The organism is Micromonospora sp. ANENR4 (assembly GCF_015354395.1).
Taxonomy (GTDB): Bacteria; Actinomycetota; Actinomycetes; order Mycobacteriales; family Micromonosporaceae; genus Micromonospora; species Micromonospora aurantiaca.
In genome coordinates this window covers 1-22,447 of the sequence record NZ_JADKYQ010000028.1, presented here as the reverse complement: position 1 = coordinate 22,447, position 22,447 = coordinate 1, and the positions used below count along the sequence as shown (strand labels likewise).

17 protein-coding genes and 1 pseudogene are annotated in these 22,447 nt (G+C 68.0%); 11 read left to right on the top strand and 7 right to left on the bottom strand.

The window, feature by feature from the left end; translation table 11 throughout:
• Positions 1-105: 105 nt before the first annotated feature.
• Positions 106-576: a DUF6326 family protein gene (locus tag IRY44_RS30035; protein WP_194803503.1), complete on the bottom strand. Its 471-nt coding sequence runs from the start codon at positions 574-576 to the stop codon at positions 106-108.
• Between the two features lie 274 nt (positions 577-850).
• Between IRY44_RS30035 and IRY44_RS30030 the strand changes: the two genes are divergently transcribed.
• Entirely contained in the window at positions 851-1,897 is a 1,047-nt protein-coding gene (locus tag IRY44_RS30030; RefSeq protein ID WP_370585041.1) for a sensor histidine kinase, read from the top strand.
• Positions 1,894-2,550 (top strand): response regulator transcription factor, encoded by a 657-nt coding sequence (locus tag IRY44_RS30025; protein WP_194803501.1) that lies wholly within the window; start codon positions 1,894-1,896, stop codon positions 2,548-2,550. The genes IRY44_RS30030 and IRY44_RS30025 overlap by 4 nt, the downstream gene beginning before the upstream one ends.
• 92 nt (positions 2,551-2,642) lie before the next feature.
• Here the strand turns inward: IRY44_RS30025 and IRY44_RS30020 are convergent, their stop codons facing one another.
• The 4 genes from IRY44_RS30020 to IRY44_RS30005 all read right to left on the bottom strand — a co-directional run bounded on the left by IRY44_RS30020 (position 2,643) and on the right by IRY44_RS30005 (position 9,272).
• Complete coding sequence (locus tag IRY44_RS30020) at positions 2,643-2,951, bottom strand: hypothetical protein (RefSeq protein ID WP_194803500.1); 309 nt, start codon at positions 2,949-2,951, stop codon at positions 2,643-2,645.
• Positions 2,948-3,286: a hypothetical protein gene (locus IRY44_RS31440; protein ID WP_332367430.1), complete on the bottom strand. Its 339-nt coding sequence runs from the start codon at positions 3,284-3,286 to the stop codon at positions 2,948-2,950. Before IRY44_RS31440 ends, IRY44_RS30020 begins: the two co-directional genes overlap by 4 nt.
• 330 nt (positions 3,287-3,616) lie before the next feature.
• Positions 3,617-4,813, bottom strand: coding sequence for a helix-turn-helix transcriptional regulator (locus IRY44_RS30010; RefSeq protein ID WP_194803498.1), 1,197 nt, complete (start codon positions 4,811-4,813; stop codon positions 3,617-3,619).
• Between the two features lie 1,006 nt (positions 4,814-5,819).
• Positions 5,820-9,272, bottom strand: a complete 3,453-nt coding sequence (locus tag IRY44_RS30005) for a M28 family peptidase (protein WP_370585040.1) — start codon at positions 9,270-9,272, stop codon at positions 5,820-5,822.
• 110 nt (positions 9,273-9,382) lie between these two features.
• Here IRY44_RS30005 and IRY44_RS30000 point away from each other — a divergent pair.
• Positions 9,383-12,214: pseudogene (locus tag IRY44_RS30000) on the top strand (LuxR C-terminal-related transcriptional regulator); the annotation flags it as partial.
• On the opposite strand, the gene IRY44_RS31435 reads toward IRY44_RS30000, so the two are convergent.
• Positions 12,200-12,319: an IS3 family transposase gene (locus IRY44_RS31435; RefSeq protein ID WP_223201434.1), complete on the bottom strand. Its 120-nt coding sequence runs from the start codon at positions 12,317-12,319 to the stop codon at positions 12,200-12,202. The pseudogene IRY44_RS30000 and the gene IRY44_RS31435 sit on opposite strands and share 15 nt — an antisense overlap.
• Positions 12,320-12,831: 512 nt before the next feature.
• Here IRY44_RS31435 and IRY44_RS29995 point away from each other — a divergent pair.
• The 6 genes from IRY44_RS29995 (at position 12,832) to IRY44_RS29975 (ending at position 19,087) form a co-directional block, all read left to right on the top strand.
• On the top strand, positions 12,832-13,575 hold the full coding sequence (locus IRY44_RS29995; RefSeq protein ID WP_043325497.1) for a hypothetical protein: 744 nt from the start codon (positions 12,832-12,834) through the stop codon (positions 13,573-13,575).
• A gap of 458 nt (positions 13,576-14,033) precedes the next feature.
• Positions 14,034-14,165 carry a hypothetical protein gene (locus tag IRY44_RS31130; RefSeq protein ID WP_255533247.1) on the top strand — a complete coding sequence of 44 codons (132 nt, stop codon included), beginning with the start codon at positions 14,034-14,036 and terminating at the stop codon, positions 14,163-14,165.
• Between the two features lie 151 nt (positions 14,166-14,316).
• The gene (locus IRY44_RS29990) at positions 14,317-15,381 is read left to right on the top strand and encodes a tyrosine-type recombinase/integrase (protein WP_370585039.1); all 1,065 of its coding nucleotides are present in this window, start codon (positions 14,317-14,319) and stop codon (positions 15,379-15,381) included.
• Positions 15,381-15,701: a helix-turn-helix domain-containing protein gene (locus tag IRY44_RS29985; RefSeq protein WP_370585042.1), complete on the top strand. Its 321-nt coding sequence runs from the start codon at positions 15,381-15,383 to the stop codon at positions 15,699-15,701. The genes IRY44_RS29990 and IRY44_RS29985 overlap by 1 nt, the downstream gene beginning before the upstream one ends.
• Positions 15,698-17,971 (top strand): hypothetical protein, encoded by a 2,274-nt coding sequence (locus tag IRY44_RS29980; RefSeq protein ID WP_194803496.1) that lies wholly within the window; start codon positions 15,698-15,700, stop codon positions 17,969-17,971. Before IRY44_RS29985 ends, IRY44_RS29980 begins: the two co-directional genes overlap by 4 nt.
• Before the next feature lie 195 nt (positions 17,972-18,166).
• Positions 18,167-19,087 carry a CehA/McbA family metallohydrolase gene (locus IRY44_RS29975; protein WP_370585038.1) on the top strand — a complete coding sequence of 307 codons (921 nt, stop codon included), beginning with the start codon at positions 18,167-18,169 and terminating at the stop codon, positions 19,085-19,087.
• A 433-nt stretch (positions 19,088-19,520) separates the two neighbouring features.
• On the opposite strand, the gene IRY44_RS29970 is transcribed toward IRY44_RS29975, so the two are convergent.
• Complete coding sequence (locus tag IRY44_RS29970) at positions 19,521-21,113, bottom strand: hypothetical protein (RefSeq protein WP_194803494.1); 1,593 nt, start codon at positions 21,111-21,113, stop codon at positions 19,521-19,523.
• A gap of 30 nt (positions 21,114-21,143) precedes the next feature.
• On the opposite strand from IRY44_RS29970, the gene IRY44_RS29965 reads away from it, so the two are divergent.
• Both IRY44_RS29965 and IRY44_RS29960 read left to right on the top strand, forming a co-directional pair.
• Positions 21,144-21,455 carry a transposase gene (locus tag IRY44_RS29965; RefSeq protein WP_194803493.1) on the top strand — a complete coding sequence of 104 codons (312 nt, stop codon included), beginning with the start codon at positions 21,144-21,146 and terminating at the stop codon, positions 21,453-21,455.
• The gene (locus tag IRY44_RS29960) at positions 21,452-22,378 is read left to right on the top strand and encodes an IS3 family transposase (RefSeq protein ID WP_194803492.1); all 927 of its coding nucleotides are present in this window, start codon (positions 21,452-21,454) and stop codon (positions 22,376-22,378) included. The genes IRY44_RS29965 and IRY44_RS29960 overlap by 4 nt, the downstream gene beginning before the upstream one ends.
• Positions 22,379-22,447: the final 69 nt, after the last annotated feature.

The window sequence follows — 22,447 nt, the reverse complement described above, 5'->3', positions numbered from 1 at the left end:
TCTGCGAAGACGCAGATATAATGACATTCGACGCAACCGGCTGCTCGCGGTCACTGCTGCCGGAGCAGCTGCAACCGACCCCGCAGACGGGGCGTGCATCGAGCGTCACAGCGGGGCCTGGGCGAGGTCTCGGCGGGCTCGAACGGCCCGGGGCCAGGTCCATGCGGTGCGCAGGATGAAGGCCAGGAGCAGCAGCTCGAGCCCGATGGAGAAGCCGTAGAAGTAGAGGTAGCTCCAGGACTCGCCGGCCGCGTTGTACACCGTGACGGGGATGTAGAGCGTTGCCACGACGAGGTTGGTGGCGCGGTTGACGCGGGCGGGGAGTGTCGCGGAGAGCAGGATCATGAGGATCGGGACGGCCATGAGTGTGAGCGCGAGGGCGACGAAGGTTGGGCCGGTGTCGAACTCGTGCACCGTGCCGGCCAGGATGTCGTCGATGAAGCCGGGCTTGTACAGGGCGAGGTAGTCGACGTAGATGTAGAGGAACATGAAGCTGGCCCAGGCCGCGGCAAGCTTCGCCTGGACCGGGATGTGCGCCTCCCGGAGCGCACCGGCTGATCTGTCGGTTCTGGTCATCACGTCTCCTGTTTGCTGGCGTCAGCCGGGTCGGCTCACTCGATGTCTCAACACTGACCAGCGTTGGCAGGCGCCACATCCGCTTGCGGGCTCGGGCTGTCCTGGTCCCAGGCGCGGGACACTCGCCGTACTTTCGGCTGATCCGCCCGAGGGGCGGCCCCCTTACGTTCTGCGGAAAGGGGGAAGCATGCTTGCTGGGATCTGGGCTGAGCCTCGCCCCACAGGTGCGCCGGTGCGGGTGTGGCGGGACTGGGCGCTGTCCTCGGCTCTTGTCGTGATCTCGGTCGTCGAGGTGCTGCTGCGCGACCACAGGGCATGGGCGCTGCTGCTGGTCGGTGTCAGCGTCGTGGTCGCGGCGTGCCTGCTGTATCGACGCACGCGACCGCTGGCCGCAGTAGCCGTTGCCTTCGGAACCGTTCTCGCCTTCGACATCGCGAGGATCGCGGTAATCGACGCCACCGGCCTGCTGGGCATCGCAGGGCTGCTCGTGTTGCCCTACGCCCTGCTGCGCTGGGGGGCAGGGCGCGAGGCTGCCTTCGGACTCGGCATCATCCTCGTCTGGCTGCCCGTCACCCTCGTCGCGGAGCAGACCTCACCCGCGGAGAGGGTCGCCGGTTACGGCTTCTTCCTGTGCTCGGCCGCGCTCGGAGCGGCAGTGCGCTACCGCACCAGGAGCCACGACCGCGACGTCGAGCAGGTCCGGCTCCATCAGCGCAACGAACTCGCCCGCGAGCTGCACGACACGGTCGGCCATCACGTCTCGGCCATCGCCGTCCAGGCACAGGCAGGTCGCGCGCTGGCCGCCGCAGATCCGGAGCGCGCGCTGGCCACCCTGGTCACCATCGAGGAGGAGTCGTCCCGGACGCTCAGGGAGATGCGAGCCCTCGTGGGCGTGCTGCGCGACGGTACGGACGCCGATCTCGCCCCTCGGCGAGGGGTGGCGGACATCGAACGACTCGCTCGTCCCGGCGGCGAGGTGCTGGGCGTCCGCGTGCAGGTCTCCGGTGACGTCGAGGCCGTTGAGCCGGCAGTCGGCACCGCCCTCTACCTGATCGCCGCCGAGGCGGTCACCAACGCGACCCGCCACGCCCGCGGCGCCACCGGAGTCACCGTCGACGTCACCGCATCCCGCGACCAGGTGCACCTGCGGGTGCACGATGACGGCGAGGCGACCACGACCAGCTCCCCGCACGCCGGCTACGGGCTGCGCGGCATGGCCGAGCGGGCGAGCCTGCTCGGCGGCACCCTCCGGGCGGGACCTGCCCCGGACGGCGGCTGGAGCGTCGACGCCTCGCTGCCTCGGACAGCGCTGACGTCATGACCATCCGCGTGCTTGTCGCTGACGACCAGGACATCGTCAGAGCAGGGCTCTGCATGATCCTGAACGCCCAACCGGGCATCGCCGTCGTCGGCGACGCCGCCGACGGCCGCCGGGCGATCTCCATGGCCCGTGCGCTGCGTCCCCATGTGTGCCTGCTGGACATCCGCATGCCCGAGGTCGACGGAATCGAAGCCACCCGCCAGCTCGCCGGGGCCGACGTCGCCGACCCTCTGGCCGTCGTCGTCATCACCACCTTCGACCTCGACGAGTACGTCTACGGGGCGCTCAAGGCGGGCGCCCGAGGCTTCCTCCTCAAGGACGCCGGCGCCGAGATGCTCGCCCAGGCCGTCCATGCCGCCGCCCGAGGTGACGCCCTCATCGCACCGAACATCACCGCGAGGCTCCTGTCCTCCTTCGCGAACAGCCGCCCGCGCTCGGTGCCACCTGAACCTGTCGAGCCGCTGACCGCTCGCGAGGAACAGGTCCTGCTGGCTGCCGCTCGCGGCCGGACCAACAGCGAGATCGGCGATGAGCTGTCCATCAGCCTCAGCACCGTCAAGACCCACATCGCCGCCCTGATGCGCAAGCTCAACGCCCGCAACCGCGTCGAGATCGTGATGTGGGCCTACGAGACACGCCGCGTCGGCACCTGATCGGCGCCCGCAGGCTCGGGTCGCGGAGAACCAACGCCGACCGCTTCGGTGTGAGCTGTCGGCGAGATGGCCGGGTCAGGCTCGATGCGAGGTCAGAGGGCCTGGTGCGACTCGTCCCGACCGGGCTCGGCTCGCACGCTTGCGGTACTTCGCTGCTGCACTACCGGCATGAGGTGGCCGGTTTCCCTGGTCCAGCCGAGGAAGCGGCGGTGCAGCACGCCGGCCGGCGTCCAGGGCATGTCCTCGGTGGCCTGAACGAGGTAGGCACCGAGGTAGAGGGCCAGCGACACCGGCGCATCCATGAACTCCGCCCGCAGCTCCCGCTTCCGGGTCGGGCAGGGCCAGGGCAGGTCGCAGCCGCCGCAGCTCCAGGCCGGCATGACCGGGCCGTGGGTGGTCACCGCACACCCTCCAGGAACCGCGCGGTGATCGCCCGCGCCTGCCGGCTGGTCGCCCATTCCACCTGCCAACAGGGGTACGGAGTCAGTCGCGCCCACCACAGTCGGCAGCCGACACACATGCCGTCGAGCCCTCGAACGTGTACCGCGAGGATCGCCTGTTCCTGCCCGCCGGTCACTGCTCGCCCTCCTGTGGCCAGTGGCCACGATTGATCGGTATCCGGTGCCGGGCGTGGCAGGGCAGGTCGGACCCGCAGCGGCAGATGCGCCGCCAGAGCCGCCACGACCACACCGGCCGGTGCCGTCGGGCAAGAGTCAGCGCTGTGGCAAAAAGGTATTCGTCATACGAGACGCGCCGCTCTCGCGACATCGATGTGTCCCCGACACCCGCCGGGGCCTGTTGCCCGCCGCGCGCCTGGTCCAGCAACCGCCGCCGGGCGATGTCCTGCTCCATCATCTGGATGCGCTGCCCGACGCCGTACGCCGCCGGAATCGACGGGAGGTACCGGCCCACGAGTCGCCGCAGGAGCCCGATAGGCACCGTCATCTTCTGGCCCTCCATGATGAGGGCACGAAGGGGCACCTGCTGATGTGCCTCGATCCGCGCCCGGTTCAGTGAGGTCCAGCGTCACGCCGCGCGCGTCTACGATCCAGAAGGTGACTGTCCGCTAACTAGGTGTGCTGTCCGCTATTGATCGCCCGCCCGGCGCGTACTCGACGCACAGTTCACGGAACATCGCGGCCTCGGGCACTCCGAGATCCTCAACCTTTGCCAGCAGTTCCGCGGCTCGCCACCAGTTCGACGGCACCACTCGCCCGGATGCCACGGCCTGCGCCCCGAGCGCAACCGCTTCGTCCGGCTGACCGGCGGCGACAAGGGCAAGTCCGAGGTCGAGACGCGCCGATGCCGACCGGCGTGGCCGCGCTCCCCCATCGCCGTGCGGATCCAGATCGGCCAGTACGGCCCGAGCCACCTGCTCGGCGCCCGGGTCACCAGCCCATGCCAAAGTCGTGGCCGTGTAGGCGGCGGCCTTGGCAGGGTCGTAGCGATAGTGATGCTCGGCTCGCTCGGGAACGGGCAAGTTCGCCGCCAACCGCTCTACCCGATCCAGGGTTCGTCGGGTAGCAGCAACGTCTCCGATGCGAGCCCATGCACGGGCCTCCTGAGCAGTCGCCTGGATCCTGGCAGAGCTGCCCGGAGGCGCGACCCGTTGCGCCTGCTGGGAAAGATCGAGCGCTGAACGGTGGTCACCTTGCGTCAACACGTCCCAAGCTCGCGTCTCCAGACACCACGCCTGGATCTCGGGATGCTCGGCATGTTCAGCAAGCTCACGAGCGGCTCGCAGGTGAGCAGCCGCAGAATTCCGCTGCCGCAGGTCGATGTGAACCGTGGCCCTCAGCACCGCGAGCCAACCGCCGGCAACCAGCAGCCGCCGCTGTTGAGCAAGCGTTAGCCGCCCGTCGAGCAGCCGCACCACATAGGAGAGGTGCCGCCGCACCAACGGCAACAGATCCGCCGGGGCCATCGTCGGATAGGAGCTGGCGAGGTCGTCAACGCCCTGCTCGATCCGTTCGAGCGTGTCGTTGCTGACATCACTGGCGGCGACTCTCGCCCGCAACTCGCCTGCCTCGGCCGCATGGTCGATCGGCGCATCAACCAGCCGAGCAAGCACTCCCCCGGCATCCAAAACCCGGTCCAGGTGGCGGGCTGTGTCGACCGTCGGGGCTTTGAGCCCTGCCTCCAACTCGTGCAGATGGCTCTTACTCCGGTGAGCGAGTTGCCCGAGAGACCGAAGCGACAGGCCACGCCGCTCCCGAGACTCCCGCAGAGCTACCCCAAAGCGCGGATCGACGGACGAGGCCATAGCGTCGCTCCCAGCTCAAGAGGCCTGGCGAATCAGCAGGCCGCCACCCCATCGACGGTACCCCGACTCTTCCCACGTGGACGCCCCAGGCTGCTCGCTTCTCAGTGAAGTGGCCTTGGGACCCACCGCACCCGCGGATCAAACAGTGATCTCTTCGGCGTGAACGACGATCTCACGTATCAGCCGTGCTCCCAGCGTGCCAACTGATGCCGTACGGTGCACCGCTGCCCTCGCGCAACATCATCCAATGATCGACAACGTGGCCCTTCTTGCTGACTCCGAGCTGACGCTGAGCTAGACGCCAGCGGGACTGTGCATGCTCGCATGCGTGCCGCTTGCACCAGCAGCCGAGGTTGCTCGGGTTGGACCAGCGACGCAATCCATGAAGGCTGACACTGCGCAACTCGTGCGCCTACGCTCTGCACATGTCGACCACCGAGCAGGCCTCGACCAGTGACTGGCAAGGGCTGGAGCCTGACACGGACCCAACCCGCCCAAAGGCTATCGATTGGCAGAGTTATGCCGATGAGGTCATGTCGCAGTGGTACGACCTCCTGAAGACGGACCCGGAGGAGTCCACCGTCCAAGACTTCCTAGAACTGCACCCGGCCATGCTCCCTGGCGGCAGCGGCGACATCGGGCCGGGTGGGCACCACGGCAGCGAAATGTCTGCCGTCTTCCGGCGACCCGCGCTCGCCGGGGCCGGGCCGAGTTATGAACCGGATTTCATGTGGGTAACGCGGACGGCCGCTTCCCGCGAGGTTGGGCAGATCTGCGCCCGGAGGCGATGGACTTCGCCTCTCGCCAGGTCAAGGCGGAGCCGGGTTACTTGGCGTTCTACGGAGACCAGGGCCAGCGGATCCATCACACCCCCAATCGGCTAGATCAACCCGACAACGCACCCAGAATCCAATCCACGGATTCAGGCTAAGGTCCGGTCCGGCAGCGGAACAGGGGCGCAGGACCTGCGGCAGGGTGGGGCGAGCGCCCCACCCTGCCGTTGAACTCAGCCGATCTGCAGGGTCACGTCGTCCAGCACGAAGCTGGTCTGCAGGTAGGCGTCCTCGGTGCCGGTGAAGGTCAGCGTGACCGTCTGGCCGGCGTACGCGCCGAGGTTGACGGTGCGCTGCGTGTAGCCCGTGGCAGCGTTCATGTTGGACAGCGACGCCACGGTGGTGCCGTTGGCCTTGATCGTGAACACGTCGTAGGCGAGCGCCCCGTACTCGCTCGTGTCGATGTGCAGCCAGTAGGTCAGTACCGCACTGGTGCAGCCCGACGGGATGGTGACGGTCTGGCTGATGGCCTCGGTCGCGGTGTAGCCGTTTCCGCCGAGCCACGCGTACCGGGTGCCGCTGCGCGGCACCTGCCCGATAGAGGTGCCGATCACGCCGGTGGAGCCGGTCCACGGCGAGGTGCCGCTTTCGAACCCGCCGTTGAGGATCAGCTGGGCGGCGGTGCAGCCGCCCGGCCCGCCGGTCACGGTCAGCGTGTACGTGGTGCTGTGCGTCGCCGAACCCGAGCCGGTGATGGTGATGGTGTAGGTGCCGCCGGCCACCGACGAGCCGACCGCGATGGTGGCGGTCGACGAGCTGCCGGAGGTGACCGACGCCGGGCTGAACGAGACCGTCACGCCCGTGGGGGCGCCGCTGGCGGTCAGGTTCACCGTCTGGGCGCTGCCCGAGGTGGTGGCGGTGCCGACGGTGGTCGTGGTGCTGGACCCCGCGTTCACGGTGCCCGACGCGGGGCTGGCCGAGATCGAGAAGTCGTCGGTCGGGGTGGACGTGCCGACGGCCCGGTTCCACAGCGTGTAGGCGATGCCGTCGGCGGCCCGGTCCAGGCCGGTGGCGTTGATGTTGCTGGTGGTGTCGCACGACGAGTGGTAGCAGGAGTCGTACGCCTGACCGGCGGTGCCGCCCCACTTCGACGCCTGGGCCGAGGTCTTGGTGGCGCTGGCGCCCATGGCGTAGCCGGAGGTCGGGATGCCCGCGTTCTGGAACGAGTAGTCGTCGGAGCGACCCTGGCCCTCGACGTTCTCCTCCGGCTGCAGGCTGAGGCTGTCCCAGTACGCCTTCATCGGCTGCGACGCGGTCGAGCTGATGTTGTTGATGAAGTAGCCGCCGTTCTTCGACCCGATCATGTCGAAGTTGTAGTAGGCCTTGATCGCGGTCCGCTGGGTGCTGGTGAGGGAGTTGACGTAGAACTTCGAGCCGTTGAGGCCCTGCTCCTCGTCGGTCCACCAGCCGAAGCGGACCTTGTTCAGCATGGTCGGGTTCTGCGCGGCGAGCGCGAGGGCGACCTCGAGCAGCGCCGCCGAGCCGGAGCCGTTGTCGTTGATGCCGGGACCGGCCGAGACGCTGTCCAGGTGGGCGCCGAACATGTAGACGTTGCTGGCGTTGCCGCCGGGCCACTCGGCGATCAGGTTCGGGCCGGCGCCGCTGGTGCAGCCCGAGGTGCAGGGCTGCTCGGTGACGGTGAAGCCGGCGGTCTGCAGCTTGCCCTTGACGTACGCCACCGACTGCAGATAGCCCTGGCCGGTCGAGCGGCGGTTGCCGCCGTTGTTGGTGGCGATGGTGTTGAGCTGGGTCAGGTGCGCCTGCACGTTGGACACGCTGATGTCCGGGGCGGTGCCGCCGGGGGTGCCGCCGTTGACCGTCAGCGTGTACTGCGCGGTGTGGGTGACCGAACCGGTGCCGGTCACGGTGATCGTGTACGTGCCGGCGGCGGCGCCGGATGTGGTCGCCACCGTCATGGTGGAGCTGCTGCCCGAGGTCACCGACGACGGGCTGAACGACACGGTGACCCCCGACGGGGCGCCCGAGGAGGTCAGCGACACGGTCTGCGCGCTGCCGGAGACGGTCGCGGTGTTGACCGTCGCGGTGACCGAGGAGCCCGCGTTGACGCTGCCCGAGGTGGGGCTGACCGAGACGGAGAAGTCGGTGCTGGAACCGGTGCAGGTCGGGTCGCCGGTCTGGGCCGGGACCGCGACCGCGTTCCACGCGTCCTTGGTCCGGTTGAACAGGACGCACGAGGAGTCCAGGTTCTTCGCGGCGGTCAGGGTCGCGGTGCGGTACTTCTTGTGGGTCATGCCGGAGGTCTTCAGCAGCATGCCGCCGTAGAAGATCTTTCCGGCGGACTGGATGCCCACGCCGGTGACCGACGACGGGCCGCCCGAGCAGATGGGGCTGTTCGGCTTGCCGCCGCCCGGCGCGCTGCCCTCGGCGAGCAGGTAGAACCAGTGGTTGAGCGGACCTGCGGCCGCGTGTACCTCCGTGTTCGGGATCGACGAGGAGTAGCAGTTCGGGTGGCCGCCGACCAGCGAGGGGTTGTACATGTTGCGGATCGGGCCGTCGCCGACGAGGTCGATCTCCTCACCGACCAGGTAGTCGGGTTCGTCGTAGGCGCTGGACTGGTTGGCGTATGCCTCGGTCAGGGCGCCGAAGATGTCGCCGGTGGCTTCGCCGAGGCCGGCTTCGGAGCTGGTGCCGCCGGGGGTGTTCTGGTCGAGGCCGTGGCCGAACTCGTGGCCTACCACGTCCATCGAGGAGATCCAGTTGCCCGCCTGGTTCTTGCCGATGGTGATCGTCGAGCCGTCCCAGTAGGCGTTCTGCTCGTTCAGGCCCACCTTGATCGGCCAGCTGCCGCCGTTGCCGTTGTGGCCGTTGCGGCCCAGCCAGCCCGACAGCATGTCCCATTCCTTCTGCGCCGAGTACAGGGCGTCGACGCAGCCGGTCTCCTTGCTGGTGCCCACTCCGTTGCCCCAGCTGTCGTCCGGGCCGGAGAAGACGGTGTTGGTGCTGTAGTCCTGGCAGTTCAGGCCGGAGCGGGTGGTGTCGCGCAGGTAGTAGGTGCTGCCCGACTGCGACGTGGTGATCGACAGCGGACTGGGCCCGTTCCACTTGCCGGTGCCGGAGCCCGCCGCGGCGTCCTCCTGCTTGGCCAGCACCTGGCCGGTGCGCGCGTCCACGAAGACGTGCAGGTGGCTGGGCGCCGAGGCGGTGCGTCCGGCGACGACGACCTCCCACGCGAGGCGGGCGGTGCTGTCCTTGACGTGCACCACCAGGGTGCGCGACTCGACCCGGTCGACCTTCGCGAGCAGGCTCTTGGCGGTCTGCTCGGCACGGTCGACGGCGACGGTCGGCACCACGGAGACGTTGATCTTCGTCTTGGTGGCGGCGGAGATCGCCCGGATCGCACCCTTGCCGTCGGCGAGCACGGCGGCGTCGCCGCCGACCACCGGCAGGCCCCGGTAGGTGCGCTCGTAGGCGATGGAGAACAGCCCGTCGACCCACGGGATCACCATGCGCCGGTCGTACTGCTCGAAGGGGCCTTTGGCCAGCGCGTCGTGACCGCCGTCGGCAGCGCGGTCGGCTGCAGAGATCGCCAGCGACAGCGGGCTCTGCGCAACCGTGGGTGTAGGGGGCGGGGTGGCTGCGGTCGACTGGGTGGCCACCCCGGTCACGGTGCCCAGGGTAAGCGCAACCGCGACAGCGGCCGCCATGGCAGTTCTTCGATACATCGCAATCCTCCCGCCGAGATGGGTTGAGGGGTGTGGCAGCAGGGCCCGTGTTGATGGGATCTCCGGCAACCGGTGACAGCTCGGCTTTGGCGATGACACTAGGAACGGCGGAGGCTGGCCGAAATCAGGGCAACCCCTTGCTCTGGTGCGCGAAGGACCGTCGGGCGCACTATGATCCGGTGCCAGATTCTGCGACGGCAGTGAATGCGCATCAGGGGGCCACCGGCACCATGCTGCCGGTGGTACCGGGCGTCGTGCGCGGCGCCCGTCGGGTGGTGCTGTTCGGTCCGCCCGGGATCGGCAAGACCGCTGCGGCCGGTGTACTCGGGCAGCAGCTGGGCATGCCTGTCCTAAGGCTGGCTCCGAGCCCACAGGACGCCCAGGTCCCCTACACCGGACTGCTCGAACTCGCACTGGCCCTCCAACCGCTGCCGGCCGCGCGGGAACTCGCGACCGGAATCGACAAGGCCGTCGGAGTGCCGGGCTCTGCCGATCCCGCCGGGACCGCTCTACGGCTGCGCCGGTTGACCGCCACCCTGCTGCTGGACACCCCGCCTCTGACACTGGTGGTGGACAACGCCCAGTGGCTGGATACGGCCAGCGCGGCCGTCTTGCGTTGGGCACTGCGCCTGGCTCCCGACCTTCCCGTCATAGCCGCAGAGCGAATCTGGCGCCCGGGGAGCGAAGGCCACTGGTGCGGCGAGGACCCCTGTGCGGTACGCATCCCGGCGCTGACACCCGATCAGGTCGCAACCCTGCTGTCGCCGTACCGGCTAACCCCCTACGAGGTCACGCAGACCCACATCCGCAGCGGAGGGAACCCGGCCCTAGCCCTCGCATTCGCCGGGGCCCGCAGCCGCGCCACCGACCTGCCGGCCGCTCAGGGTCTCGTAGACGACCTGGTCCTGCCGCCGGCCGCCCGCCGACTGGTGAACGAATGGCTGGGCACTGTGTCGGCCGAAGTTCAGGAACTGTTGACGGTCGCCGCACTCGACGACCGGCCCGACCGCGAACTGCTGAGCCGCCTCGCCGGCCCGCCCGCCGAAAACCTTCTCGCAGAGGCCGAGGCAGCCGGACTGATCAACATCGGGCAGGTCGACGGGAAGATCCGGTTCGCCGCCGCCGCGATCGGTGCCGAACTCGCGGCCCGACCGCCGGTCGCCACACGCAGGCTCCTGCACGCCCGCCTGGCCGAAGCCAGCCGCGACAGCATCCGCCGCGACCGTCACACCACGCTGGCGGCCGACACCAACGACCCGCAGTCGGCCGACTGCGCCGACCGCGCCGCCGCCCGCGCCCGGCTGCGCGGAGAACCCGCACTAGCGGCCGAGCTCTCCCTGCTCGCCGCCGAACGTACCCCGGAGACCGACGCCGACCTGCTCACCGAACGGGCGCTGACCGCCGTACGCGACGCCGCCCACAACGGCGACCTGCCCCGCGGCCAGGCTGCCGTCCGCCTCGTCCTGAACCACGACAGCAGCCCCGCCAACCGCGTCAACGCCCTCATCGCCCTGATCGACTCAGGCGGACAGCACCTGTACAACGGCGACAAGCTGTTCGCCGACGCACTTCACGAAGCGGCCGGACATCCGGACCTGACCGCGCAGATCCTCGTCCGCCAGGCGATCTGGGCCAACGTCAACGGCGATCCCGACCGGGCGTGCGCCCAGGCTGCCCGGGCCGCCAGCCTCGCCCGGAGCGCTGGCGACACCGCCACCACCGCCATGGCCCTCACGATGCAGGCCCGCATCCAACGCATCCTCGGCCGCCCCCAAGCCGAGACCACGCTCGGCCACGCCCTGTCCCTGCCACGCAGCACTCACATCCCCGTCAACGCCAGGCCCGAACAGCTCTCCGCCCGGCACGCCATCTTCGACGACCGTCTGGACGAAGCCCGCAGCGCACTGCTGCCTCTGCTCGTCGAAGCCGAGCGGACCGGAGACGCCGAAGCCACCGTGGATGTCCTGCGCAGCCTCGCCGAAGTCGAGATCCGCGCCGGACGGTGCGGACTGGCCCTCGACTACGCCGGCCGCGCCCTGTCGCTTACCGACAGAGCCGCCTTGGACCCCGCACCAACGTGCTACACCTCCGCCCTGGTCGAGGGCACCGCCTCGTGCACCGACTCCGCCCTCGCTCACGCACGCCGCGGGGCGGACACCTCCCGCCGGGAGGACAACAAAGTCTTCCTCTCCCGAAACCTCTTCGTCCTCGGACATCTTCTCCTGGTCACCGGGCGTCCGAAAGAAGCCCTGGAGGCGCTGGAAGAGGTCCGTACGCTTGAGAAGCGCCAGCAGGTCCGCGACCCGTCCGTCCTGCGCTGGCACGCCGACCTCGCCCAAGCCCTCATCTCCCTCGGCTACCTCGACCAAGCCCGCAAACTGCTGACCGATACCCGTCGCACCGCGACTGATCTAGATAGAAGCTGCGTCCTCCCCGTGCTCGACCGCTCCCAGGCACTCCTGGAAGCCACCCTGGGCAACTACGATGCGGCCGCCGACCTCCTCACCGCAGCAGCCGACCACCTCCGCCACCTGCCCATCGAACACGGTCGAACCCTCCTGGCCCTCAGCCACACCGAACGACGCGGACGCCGACGCGCCAGCGCCCGCACCGCGGCGCAGAGCGCCGCCGACCTCTTCAGCACGCACCAGGCACACCCCTGGATCGAAGCCGCCACCCGCACCCTCCACCAACTGGAGCCCGTCCCCGCGCACAGCAGTACGCTCCCCTGCCTCACCTCCGCCGAACAGCGCTGCGTCGAGCTCGCCGCCAGCGGAGCGACCAACCGCGACATCGCCACCGCCCTCACCATCAGTGTCAAAACAGTCGAAGCAAACCTCACCCGCGTCTACCGGAAGCTCGGCATCCACTCACGCGTCCAACTCGCGCACCTTGCAGCCCTGACGGCAGCGCCGGCAGAAGCCCTGCAGCCCGGCCTGGCGCATCAGCCTGGCAACGCGTTTGCGCCCACTTCCGACTCCGGTGCCCAGGCGTAACTCGGCGTGCGGCGTAAAGGAGCGGGTTGGGCGAGGATCGCACGTGCTTCCCCGGACAGCATCCTCGCTACGTCAAGTCGCAAAATGCCGTGACGAGGATTTAGAATCGAGAAAGTTGACACAAAAAGCAACAGAGGCGGCCGGTTTGCTACTGTAACCGCCAGCAACGGAGCGCAGCAGCTATCCAATGCGACCAACAAACAGAGGTAATGAACGGCTGAATCGCAGGCAGTCGGCCTACCGACATGCATAGATGACGGTCTTAGGAAACCGGTGCTCTGTTGGCCGTCCTCAGGAGCACGCCGAGCGCGGCGCGGCCCCGGCGAGCGGACGGACGACTGGCCCCATACCTCGCGGCCAACGCCTTACGGCCCGAGTGGAGAAGTCCGAGTACCGTGGTATAAGAGTCCTTCTAGTTCGGCGTCCTGGGCCGGGCTTACGCAGCATGGGTCGTTTCCGGTCGATGCCCGCCGGTACAGTCTGCCCACACCGGGCAGGAGACGACGATGGGGCTCAGAGACCGACTTGGCGTCGACGCGTTCTGGACCCCTGGTGAGGTTCTCACACACGGGTTCGACTTTCGTCCACGCTGGTGGCAGCAACGCGTCCCCGCCGAAGGGTGGACGGCATGGCTATCCGACCTGCCCGAGGCCAACAGGGGTCGGCAGTACCGACATATCACGCGTAGCGACCTCCTCACCGCAGCGAATGGCGGTCCAGACGACGTCGGGCGACTGCTGGTCGGCAGCTACGCCTGGGGCACCGGCGACCGAGCATTCCTCGTCGGTCGTCGAGCTCAGGTCTTCACTAAGAACACGACTGAGTCCACCACGGCCAAGCTCGTTAAGGCTTTGACCGTCCTTCGTGATCAGGGACCGGCGAAGGCGTACGAGATGCTGGCCCTGGGCGGCGAGCAGAAGCTTCCCTACCTCGGGCCCTCGTTCTACACCAAGCTGCTGTACTTCGCGGATGCCCGGCCCGACGCACAACCTGGTCGCGCGCTGATCCTCGACCAGTTCGTTGCCATAGCTTTGAAGGAAGTCGAACACTGGGACATTACGGAACGCGGCCCTTGGGGCCCAGATCAATACCAGCGGTGGCTCGAATTCGCCCACAACCATGCCAGAACTGAGTCCACTAACCAAGCGGCCGTGCGCCCGGATGCTATCGAGGCGGCGATGTTCAGAAAAGGCTGGGCAATCTACCAGGCGCGTATAGCTGCCGCCCGCGCCGCGCGCCGGCAACCGTGACTCCTGACGCCATCATCGTCGCTCTGCCGGATCAGCATGGCGGGCCCCAATCTTGGCGCCAGCAGCAGTTCGTCGCGAAGGATGAGCATAGAGTCGCGGTTGTCGCCGCCCCACAGAGCTGAAGCCCACAGCCGAGCAGCTGACGGAACGACCAGCATCGTGGTAATCAACATAGTGACAGGGTCACCTCGACCAGTTCTCTCGCCTAGCAGCATCCGCAACCCCGAGAAGCTTCTCCTCGGCCGATTCGACCGGCGCGGCCGGCTGCCGGCACACCGGCCGCACGCATCCGCTGGCCACGCCGCAGCGCCAGCAGCTGGCGAGACTGCTTTCCCCGCCACGTCCGACCGAGCGCCGTGTTGTCATCCACCCCTGGCCCGATCCGTTACCCGGCTGCCTGGTCGGGCCAGTTCGAGCGGCCTGAGCGGCTGAACTACGCGCAGGTCGAGGCGACCGTGGTGGCTGAGATTCAGGTGGACACGGCGTACGAGCACCACCGGTGGCGCCACCGGGTGCGGTACGCGCGGCACCGGGCGGAATTGGATGCATCTGATGTATCCATCTGGACGCCCGACAGCTTCCAGCCCTGATCGTAGAACCGATCCTTGAGGGCCTTCTTCTTGCAGGAGCAGGCATCGGCGCGTCGCCTGGCTGAGGTGCCTCAATGTTGGTTTAGATGCAACGGTGACGGCGAGTCGTGTCGATCTTCCCGGTGCTGCGCATCTCGTGTTGGCAGGCGAGGTGGCGTACTTGGATCCGCCTGCGGCGGTGTTCGAGGCGATGCTGGACGGCTGGGCCCGCCAGCAGCGGGTGCGTTTTCTGAAGTCGGAAACGATCGGTCGGCGGCTGGAGTTGGTAAGGCGGCTGTTCCGCTTTTCGAACCTGTACCCGTGGCAGTGGAGCGCCTCCGACGTCGAGGCGTTCATCGACGGGCTACGGTCCGGGCCGCGTCCGATCGTGGTGTCGACAGCCCGGGGCTACCTCGCCGACCTGCAGATGTTCCTTGAGTACGCCACAGACGCCCGGTACGGCTGGCCGGCGGTGTGTATAGAGCGGTTCGGTGAGGCGCCGCAGCAGGTGCTGGGCGAGTGGAACACGGTGCCGCACACGGACGGGTTTGAGGGGCAGCCGGGCCGGCGGCCGTTGACGTATGACGAGGTGCAGTCGTTGTTCGACGCCGCGGATGGGCGGGTCGAACAGATCCGCAGCACGGGCCGCAAGGGAGCTTTGGCGGCGCAACGCGACGCCGCGCTGCTCAAGACGGTGTACGCCTTCGGGCTGCGGCGCCGGGAGGCGTGGGGGTTGGACGTGGTGGATCTGCGCCGGAACCCGAAGGTGCCGGCTTTCGGCCAGTGCGGCGCGGTGATGGTGCGGTGGGGGAAGTCCTCGCGTGGCGGTTCGCCGAAACGGCGGACGGTGCTGCTGGTGCCGGAGATGGATTGGCTGGTGCCGGTGCTCGAGCAGTGGCTGACGGCGGTCCGTCCGAGGTTCGCGCCGGGTGCCCATCCCGCGTTGTGGGTGACCGAGCGGCGGGCCAGGCTGGCCTGGCGTGGGATCAACGAGGCGTTCGTCGCCGCCCGGGACGCGGCCGGTCTGGACCCGGCGCTGGATCTGCACAGCCTGCGGCACTCGTACGTGACGCACCTGGTCGAGTTCGACTACCCGGAGCGGTTCGTGCAGGAACAGGTCGGGCACGCCTACGCCGCCACCACAGCGCTGTACACCGGTGTGTCCGACGATTACCGCAACCGGCTGCTCACCCGCGCGTTGCGGGACCGTGGCGGAATCCTGTGGGAGACGACGTGATCAAGAAGATGGGCATCGGCTGGCAACTGCGGCTGCGGATGGCCGAGCGAGGCATGTACTCCACCACCGATCTGGTGCCGCTACTGGCCGAGCGCGGCATCCGCCTGTCTCGGGAACAGGTCTACCGGCTGGTGACCACGCCACCGCAGCGGTTGAGCATGGACGTCCTCGCCGCACTGTGCGACATCCTCACCTGCACACCGAACGACCTGATCGCCGTCGAGGTCGTCAACGCTCAGGTTGCCAAGGAGGCCGGCGCGGCAGGTGGACCTCCGCCGCCGGTGCAACGCAGCACCATCCGACGGCCCCCGGCCTCGTGAGCACCGGCCCGGCCGCCGCGGCCCGCGGCCGCGTCGTCGCCGTCCTCAGCACGCTGCCGGGCCTTGACGAAACGCAGGCGCTGCAGGTGCTCACCGACGTCAACGCCCACCGGCACGTCGCGCTGCGGCAGGTGGACGCTTACCTGAGCCGCCACCCCGACGCGCTGACGACCGCGCCGTCGGACGCACCGGTGGGCTTGTTCCGGCTGCTACGGCGGCTGGAAGCGGCCGGCATTCCCGTCCAGGTGCCGGTCTGCGCGAGCTGCCGGCAGCGGCGCAGCAACCTGCCCGAACGTGATGCGGCGGGCCAGCGGATCTGCCTCGGCTGCGCCACGGACGCGCGTAGGAAGGTGTGCTCACGGTGCGGCGAGCTCAATCGGATCGCGATGATCGACGAAGCGGGGGCGGTATGCGATCGCTGCTATGCGCGCGACTCGGCGCGGTACGAGCCGTGCGCCCTCTGCGGTCGTGACCGGCGGGTCAGCCACCGGCGTCCGGACGGCAGCGCCGTCTGCAACGCGTGCCATCGCAAGCCCCTGCACCGCTGCGCTGATTGCGGCACGTCGGCACCGGCCAGTGCCCGAACCCCGGACGGGCCGGTCTGCTCCCGCTGCTACGAGCGCAATCACCGGCCTCGTCGCCACGGCCGCTGCGGCCGCTGCGGGGAACTCGGCGTGATTCAGGTCCACGGCCGCGACGACACACCGGATCTCTGCCAGCGGTGCAGCCGCGGCGAACAAGCCAGGTGCGCCGGCTGCGGCGAACTGCGGTTTTGCACCGGCGTGCGGACTGAACGCCCGCTCTGCTACCAGTGCCGCCCCGTGACCACTGCCCCATGCGCCCGCTGCGGCCACGACCGCAGGATCGTGATCCGCTGGCCCATCGGCCCGGTCTGCCGTCCCTGCTACCGACGGGCACGCAGCCACCCAGCCGAATGCGCCCGCTGCAAGCAGACGAGGGTCCTGATCGGCCTGGACGCCCAGCAGCGAGCGGTCTGCGGGCCGTGCGCCGGGGCGGAACGCGACTACCTGTGCCGGCAGTGCGGCGGCGGGGAAGAACGCTTCCGCGACGGACGATGCGTGCGCTGCGTGACCCGCCAGCGCCTCGAAGAGCACTTCAGCGACAACGACGGCGACGTACCCGCAGCGCTGATACCTGTGGTCGAGGCGCTCGCCGCCGCCAGGCGACCCCGCTCAGTTCTCCAATGGCTTCGCAACCCCACCAGCGGCGCCCGACTCTTGCAGATGCTGATCCGCGACGGACGTCCCATCGAACACGCGACCCTCGACGCGCTTCCGGACCGTCCCAGCGTGATCGCATTGCGGCACATGCTCGTCCACCTCGGCGTCCTACCAACACGAAACGAGCACCTGGAGCGGCTACCCGGCTGGCTGAGCCGCTTGCTGGCAACCGTCCCCACCGGCCACCGAGGCCTGGTACGGCAGTACGCGGTCTGGTCGGAACTGCGCCGCGCCCGCCGCCGCGCCGCTCGCCACCGGTTCACCGAACTCAGCGCCCGCCACACCCGCATCAAGATCACGGTCGTTGTCGGGCTGCTGACCTGGCTCGACCACCACAACCTCACCCTCGACACCCTCACCCAACCCGACATCGACCGCTGGCTCGACAACGGGGGCAGCTACCAGATCGCTGGCTTCGTGCGGTGGGCCCGCCGCCAAGGACTGATCGGCGACCTACAGGTTCCCTACCCGCAGCGTGGCGAACCGCAGATCACCATGAGCGACGACAGGCGATGGAGCCTGCTCACCCGCTGCCTGCAAGATCTCACCATGCCGGTCGATGTCCGCGCCGCCGGCGCACTGCTGCTGCTCTACGGACTGCCGCTGACCCGGATCATCGAGCTAAGCACCGACCAGCTCACCGAGGAATCCGGGTGCCGCTACCTCACCGTCCAGGCCCACCGAGCGATCATCCCGCCCGCACTCAGCCAGCTCCTGGACGCCCTACCCGCACGACTACCGACGGACGCCCTCGTCTCGACCGGAACACGGGGGTGGGTCTTCCCAGGACGACAGGCAGGAAGACCTGTCTCCGCCGGAGGAATGCGAACCCGCCTACGACGGCACGGCATCGAGGTTCGGCCCGCACGCAACGCCGCTCTGATCTGGATGGCGGCCGAACTGCCCCCAGCCGTCCTCGCCGACGTACTCGGCATAAGCATCAGCAGCGCCGTCGGGTGGGCACGCCGAGCCGCCCGGGACTGGACGCCGTACCTTCAGGCACGCCTTCAACAGTTACCTGAGCCGTGAACCACCGCCGACTGCATCCGCAGTTGCCGAGATTGGTATGCCAGAGCTCTGCGCTTAGCACGTCGGTGATCTTCTGGCTACGATGCCCAAGATGACCGGGATAAGAGCATGACGACGGGGACCGTAGCTGAGGCAGAGTTCCCGCCGAGACGGGTGGCCGGACGGGGGCGCAGCTGGTATCGGGGCGACTGTCACGTGCACTCGCAGCGTTCGCATGGCGGTGAGCTGACGCCGGAGCAGCTCGTATCTGCCGCCCGCGAAGTCGGGCTCGACTTCATCGCCATCACTGAGCACAACACTGCGGACACCCATGGTGCCTGGGGGCCGCTCGCCGGTGACGATCTGCTGGTGGTCCTTGGCCAGGAGATCATCACCGACACCGGACACTGGCTCGCGCTAGGCCTAGAGCCCGGCCAGGTCATCGACTGGCGCTACAACCTGCGCGACGGCCTGATCGACCGAGCTCTGGATCACGTCCATCAAACCGGCGGCCTATGTGTCGCGGCCCACCCACACGCGCCATACCCGTCCGGCGCTTTCATGTATCCGTTCCAGGGATTCGATGCGGTCGAGGTATGGAACGGGCTGTGGAGTTCGGACCTGCCCTGGAACGCTGACAACGAGGCCGCGGTGGCCGAGTGGGGTCGCGGTCTGGCGGCCGAGATACACCACGGGCGCTGGCGTCCTGCGATAGGCAACAGTGACGTACATCTGCGAGGTCAGATCGGCACTCCGCAGACGGTCGTGCTGGCCGAGGAACTTGGCACCGACGCCGTGCTCGCCGGTATCCGGGCTGGACACACCTGGATTGCCGAGTCGGGCGCGGTCCAGTTGTCGTTTACCGTCTGCGCCGACGACCGCAGCGTCGGAATCGGTGAGCAGCTGGACACCGGCGGCTCGCCGGTCGTGGCCCGGGTGAAGGTAACGGGTGTGCCATCCGGCACGGTTAGCTTCCACACCGACCGGGGCGCAGCGCACCGCGACGTGTTGCCTCACGAGGGCGCAGGCAAGATTGACTGGCACACCAGCGCCAACGAGTCGATGTTCGTCCGCGTCGAGGTACGCCACCCCACCGGCCACATGGCGGCAATGACCAACCCGATCATCATGATCTAGAGCCAGGCCAGTGCGACTCTGCGGCAATAGCTTCCGGTCCAGTCGTGCACGATCGGCGCCGGCCGCTTCCAGCCAGGGCAATCCAACGGACGCACCCCTTGATCAGCCATCCGCATCTGGCACCGCTGACCGAGCAGTCCGCGGCCAGGCTCGACGCCCACGAGCGGCATTCAACCTCAGGAGCTCGTCGGGCTGGGGCGAATAGAGCACGTAGTGAATACCGCCCGCCACCAGGCCCCAGGCCGGATCTGTCGGTGTACGACGTGCCGCTGATCCTCGACGAAGCCGAAGACCGCTTCGCCGGCTACGCGCGCAGTGCCTGACCGGCCTCATCCCACTTGCCAATACACACCGGCGCCGCAACCCACCGATCAACCAGCAGGACGGGCAGGCGGCGGCGCCCTGCGGTACGAATCAACTAATGGAAATCGAGTCAGGTGCCGTCACTATTGCGGTGAGGTCTAGGTATTGTCAGCAGGAATGGTACGGTGAGCGCGTCCAATCGGGTGATGCTGGCCGCCTGCGTTTCGAGGCTCGCGAGAAGGGCATGCTCGCTGAGTTGCGCGACGCGCCTCCTGCGGTAGTCACCCTTGTAGGTCCATTGTTCGAGCGGATACCAGCCCACGAGATAGATGCCAGTTCGTGTGCCGGCTTCCGGAAGGTAGCGCTGGGCTAGTTGCTGCTGCTGAGCGCTCAGCAACTCTCTATTCCAAGGTCCCTTCACCTCGATGACGACAACGATGCGGTCCGGCGTTGGTCCTTTCACCGGATCGTCGCGCATTGTCGCCTCGATCTGGATGTCAGTGCGGTCTCCAGCACCGTAGGCGTCAGTTGGGCGGACTAGGACTTCGCGGTTGACAGCTAATCCGCGCCGCTCGAGCCTCTTGGTGAGTTCGTGTGAGATGTACGCCGAGAGTGCAGGTTCGGGTTTCGGGAGCCAGGCTTCCTTCAGTTGGTATGACTTGGGCAGAACGCGTGCGGGTAAGCGGTCCCACAACAATTCTCCGTGCGTCGGCAGATCGTTGCCGATGGCTTCGAGGACCTCCACAAGCAGATCGGCCAATTCGCGTTCGGACCGAACAAGTCGCCGGTTGGCGTCCTCAAACAACGCTGCCAGTTCGACGGGGGTCGGTGGGGACCAGGCCGAAGCGAATAGGTTGGTCCGAGCCCGAAGAATATGAGAGGTTATGATGACGCGGCTGGGGTACTCGTCGCGAAGCTTTGTGAGCGCGCGCAAGGCTTGCTCGCTGCCGCGGCTGCTGATGCTCTGAAGGACGCGATCCCGCCACTCCCGAGTTTGTTCCTCGGGGCCAACGAAGTGTACTCCTTCGATGGGGACGTCATCTTCGGGCGGAAATAGTCCCGAAAGCCACCGATAAAGCTCCGCCAGTTGTTCTTCCTCTAGGTCAGCGAGAAAGTCGCTGTAGCTGGCGCCGAGGCACAGAGCTACGTCCCGACCTAGGGCAGCATCTTTGCCTACGGCCGATAGCACGGTGGCGAGGTACTGGTGAGAATCCACGGTGAGCAGCGCTCTGGCTGCTCGCGCCGCGAGCTGCCGTTGCCATCCGCTTGAGACATCTGCCTCCAGCGCATGGTGTGCGGTGTCGACTGCTCGCTGGTCCTGTGCTTGTAAGAGAGCGACGAGCATCTCCTCCCACCGTTGCAGGGCATGCGTTCGACTCTCGTCCGTCGTAAGCGAAAGCGCGGCCTGGTCCGCCTTCCGGCCGTTGGGCGGCTCGTCGGGTGCCGGGTGAGGGGCTTGCTGACCCGCGGCGTCGCTTGGTCCGTCGTCTCCTCTCGTTCGGGTGATAGCGTCAGCAAGTTCGGTGAGTAGTGCCGCAAACGTGTCGGCCAGTTCAACGTGCCATGCCGGGTCTACAAGTTCCGTCTCAGATGCCAGATGTCCCTGCATCAGTTCCCCACGCACATAAGCGTCGACCGCCGCTGCGAGCTGTGACGCCGAGTGCTCGACGGCTCGCGACAGGAGTCTTGAGCCACCCCCGCTTTCATGGAGCTTCTTGATCATGGTCTTATGGCCGTGGGGAGGAAGTCGTCCGTGGCAGCACCGAAGAAGTACCCCGACGAGCTACGTCAGCGCGCCGTGCGCCTGTATCGCGAGTCGGACCCGAAGCCGGTGATCCGGCGCCTGGCCGAGCAACTCGGCGTGCATCACGAGGCGTTGCGGAACTGGATCCGCCAGGCCGAGGCCGACACGGGTGAGCGTCACGACCGGCCGACCAGCGAGATGGCGGACGAGAACCGGCGGCTGCGCAAGGAAGTTGCCGAGTTGCGGCGGGCGAACGAGATTCTGAAGGCCGCGAGTGCGTATTTCGCGGCGGAGCTCGACCCGACCCGGCGACGGTCATGAGGTTCATTCACGAACACCGTGACCAGTTCGCGGTCGCGCTCCTGCTACGGGTCCTCAACATCGGCGCTTCAACCTACTACGCGTGGGTCAAGCAGGCCGAGCAGCCCTGCGACCGGGACGTCGTCGACCTGGGGCTGATCTCCAACATCCACGAGATCTGGGAGACCTCCGGGCGCACCTACGGCGCTGACCGGGTCCACCGGCAGCTGCGCCGTGACGGCATCCGCGTGGGCCGCAAGCGCGTCGAGCGGCTGATGGCCGAGCAGGGCTGGCAGGGGGCGTTCCTGCGTCGAGGCTGGCGTGGTGGCTCCACGAAGCAGGATCCCCGGCACACGCCGGCGCCGGATCTGGTCAATCGGCAGTTCACCGCCGACGGGCCGAACCGGCTCTGGGTTGCCGACGCCACCCGCATCCCGTGCGGTGAGGGTGTGTTCTGGTTGGCTGCGGTCCGCGACGCGTTTTCCCGCCGGATCGTCGGGTGGAAGACGTCTGACCGCTGCGACACCGACCTGATCCTCGCCGCCCTCGAATACGGCATCTGGTCGCGCGACGTCCGCGACGGCCAGTTGATCCACCACAGCGACCGCGGGTCGAACTACACGTCGTTCCGCTTCGCGGAACGCTTGCAGGACAACGGGATCCTGCCGTCGATGGGCTCCGTCGGCGACTCGTACGACAACGCCCTGATGGAGAACTTCTGGTCCACGCTGAAGATCGAACTCGTCTACCGCACGTCCTGGCGGACCCGCGACGAGGCCGAGAACGCGATCTTCGCCTACATCGACGGCTGGTACAACACCCGCCGCATACAGAAGGAACTGGGCTACCTCAGCCCGAACGAGTACGAGACCGCCTGGCACACCCGCCAGCCGCAACCAGCCGAGCCACCTATCGCCACCCCTGCGCCAGCCGGCAGCAGGTAACCACCGCTCCATCAAAGCGGGGGGAACTCATAGCGAGACAGCCCCTGATCCCGAACGGCGGCTGCCGTA

Excerpts from the sequence above, each read along its gene's own strand:
- IRY44_RS30035 (WP_194803503.1), bottom strand. The coding sequence starts at position 576 with ATGACCAGAACCGACAGATCAGCCGGTGCGCTCCGGGAGGCGCACATC.
- IRY44_RS30025 (WP_194803501.1), top strand. The coding sequence starts at position 1,894 with ATGACCATCCGCGTGCTTGTCGCTGACGACCAGGACATCGTCAGAGCA.
- IRY44_RS30010 (WP_194803498.1), bottom strand. The coding sequence starts at position 4,813 with ATGGCCTCGTCCGTCGATCCGCGCTTTGGGGTAGCTCTGCGGGAGTCT.
- IRY44_RS29995 (WP_043325497.1), top strand. The coding sequence starts at position 12,832 with ATGGGGCTCAGAGACCGACTTGGCGTCGACGCGTTCTGGACCCCTGGT.
- IRY44_RS29970 (WP_194803494.1), bottom strand. The coding sequence starts at position 21,113 with ATGATCAAGAAGCTCCATGAAAGCGGGGGTGGCTCAAGACTCCTGTCG.
- IRY44_RS29960 (WP_194803492.1), top strand. The coding sequence starts at position 21,452 with ATGAGGTTCATTCACGAACACCGTGACCAGTTCGCGGTCGCGCTCCTG.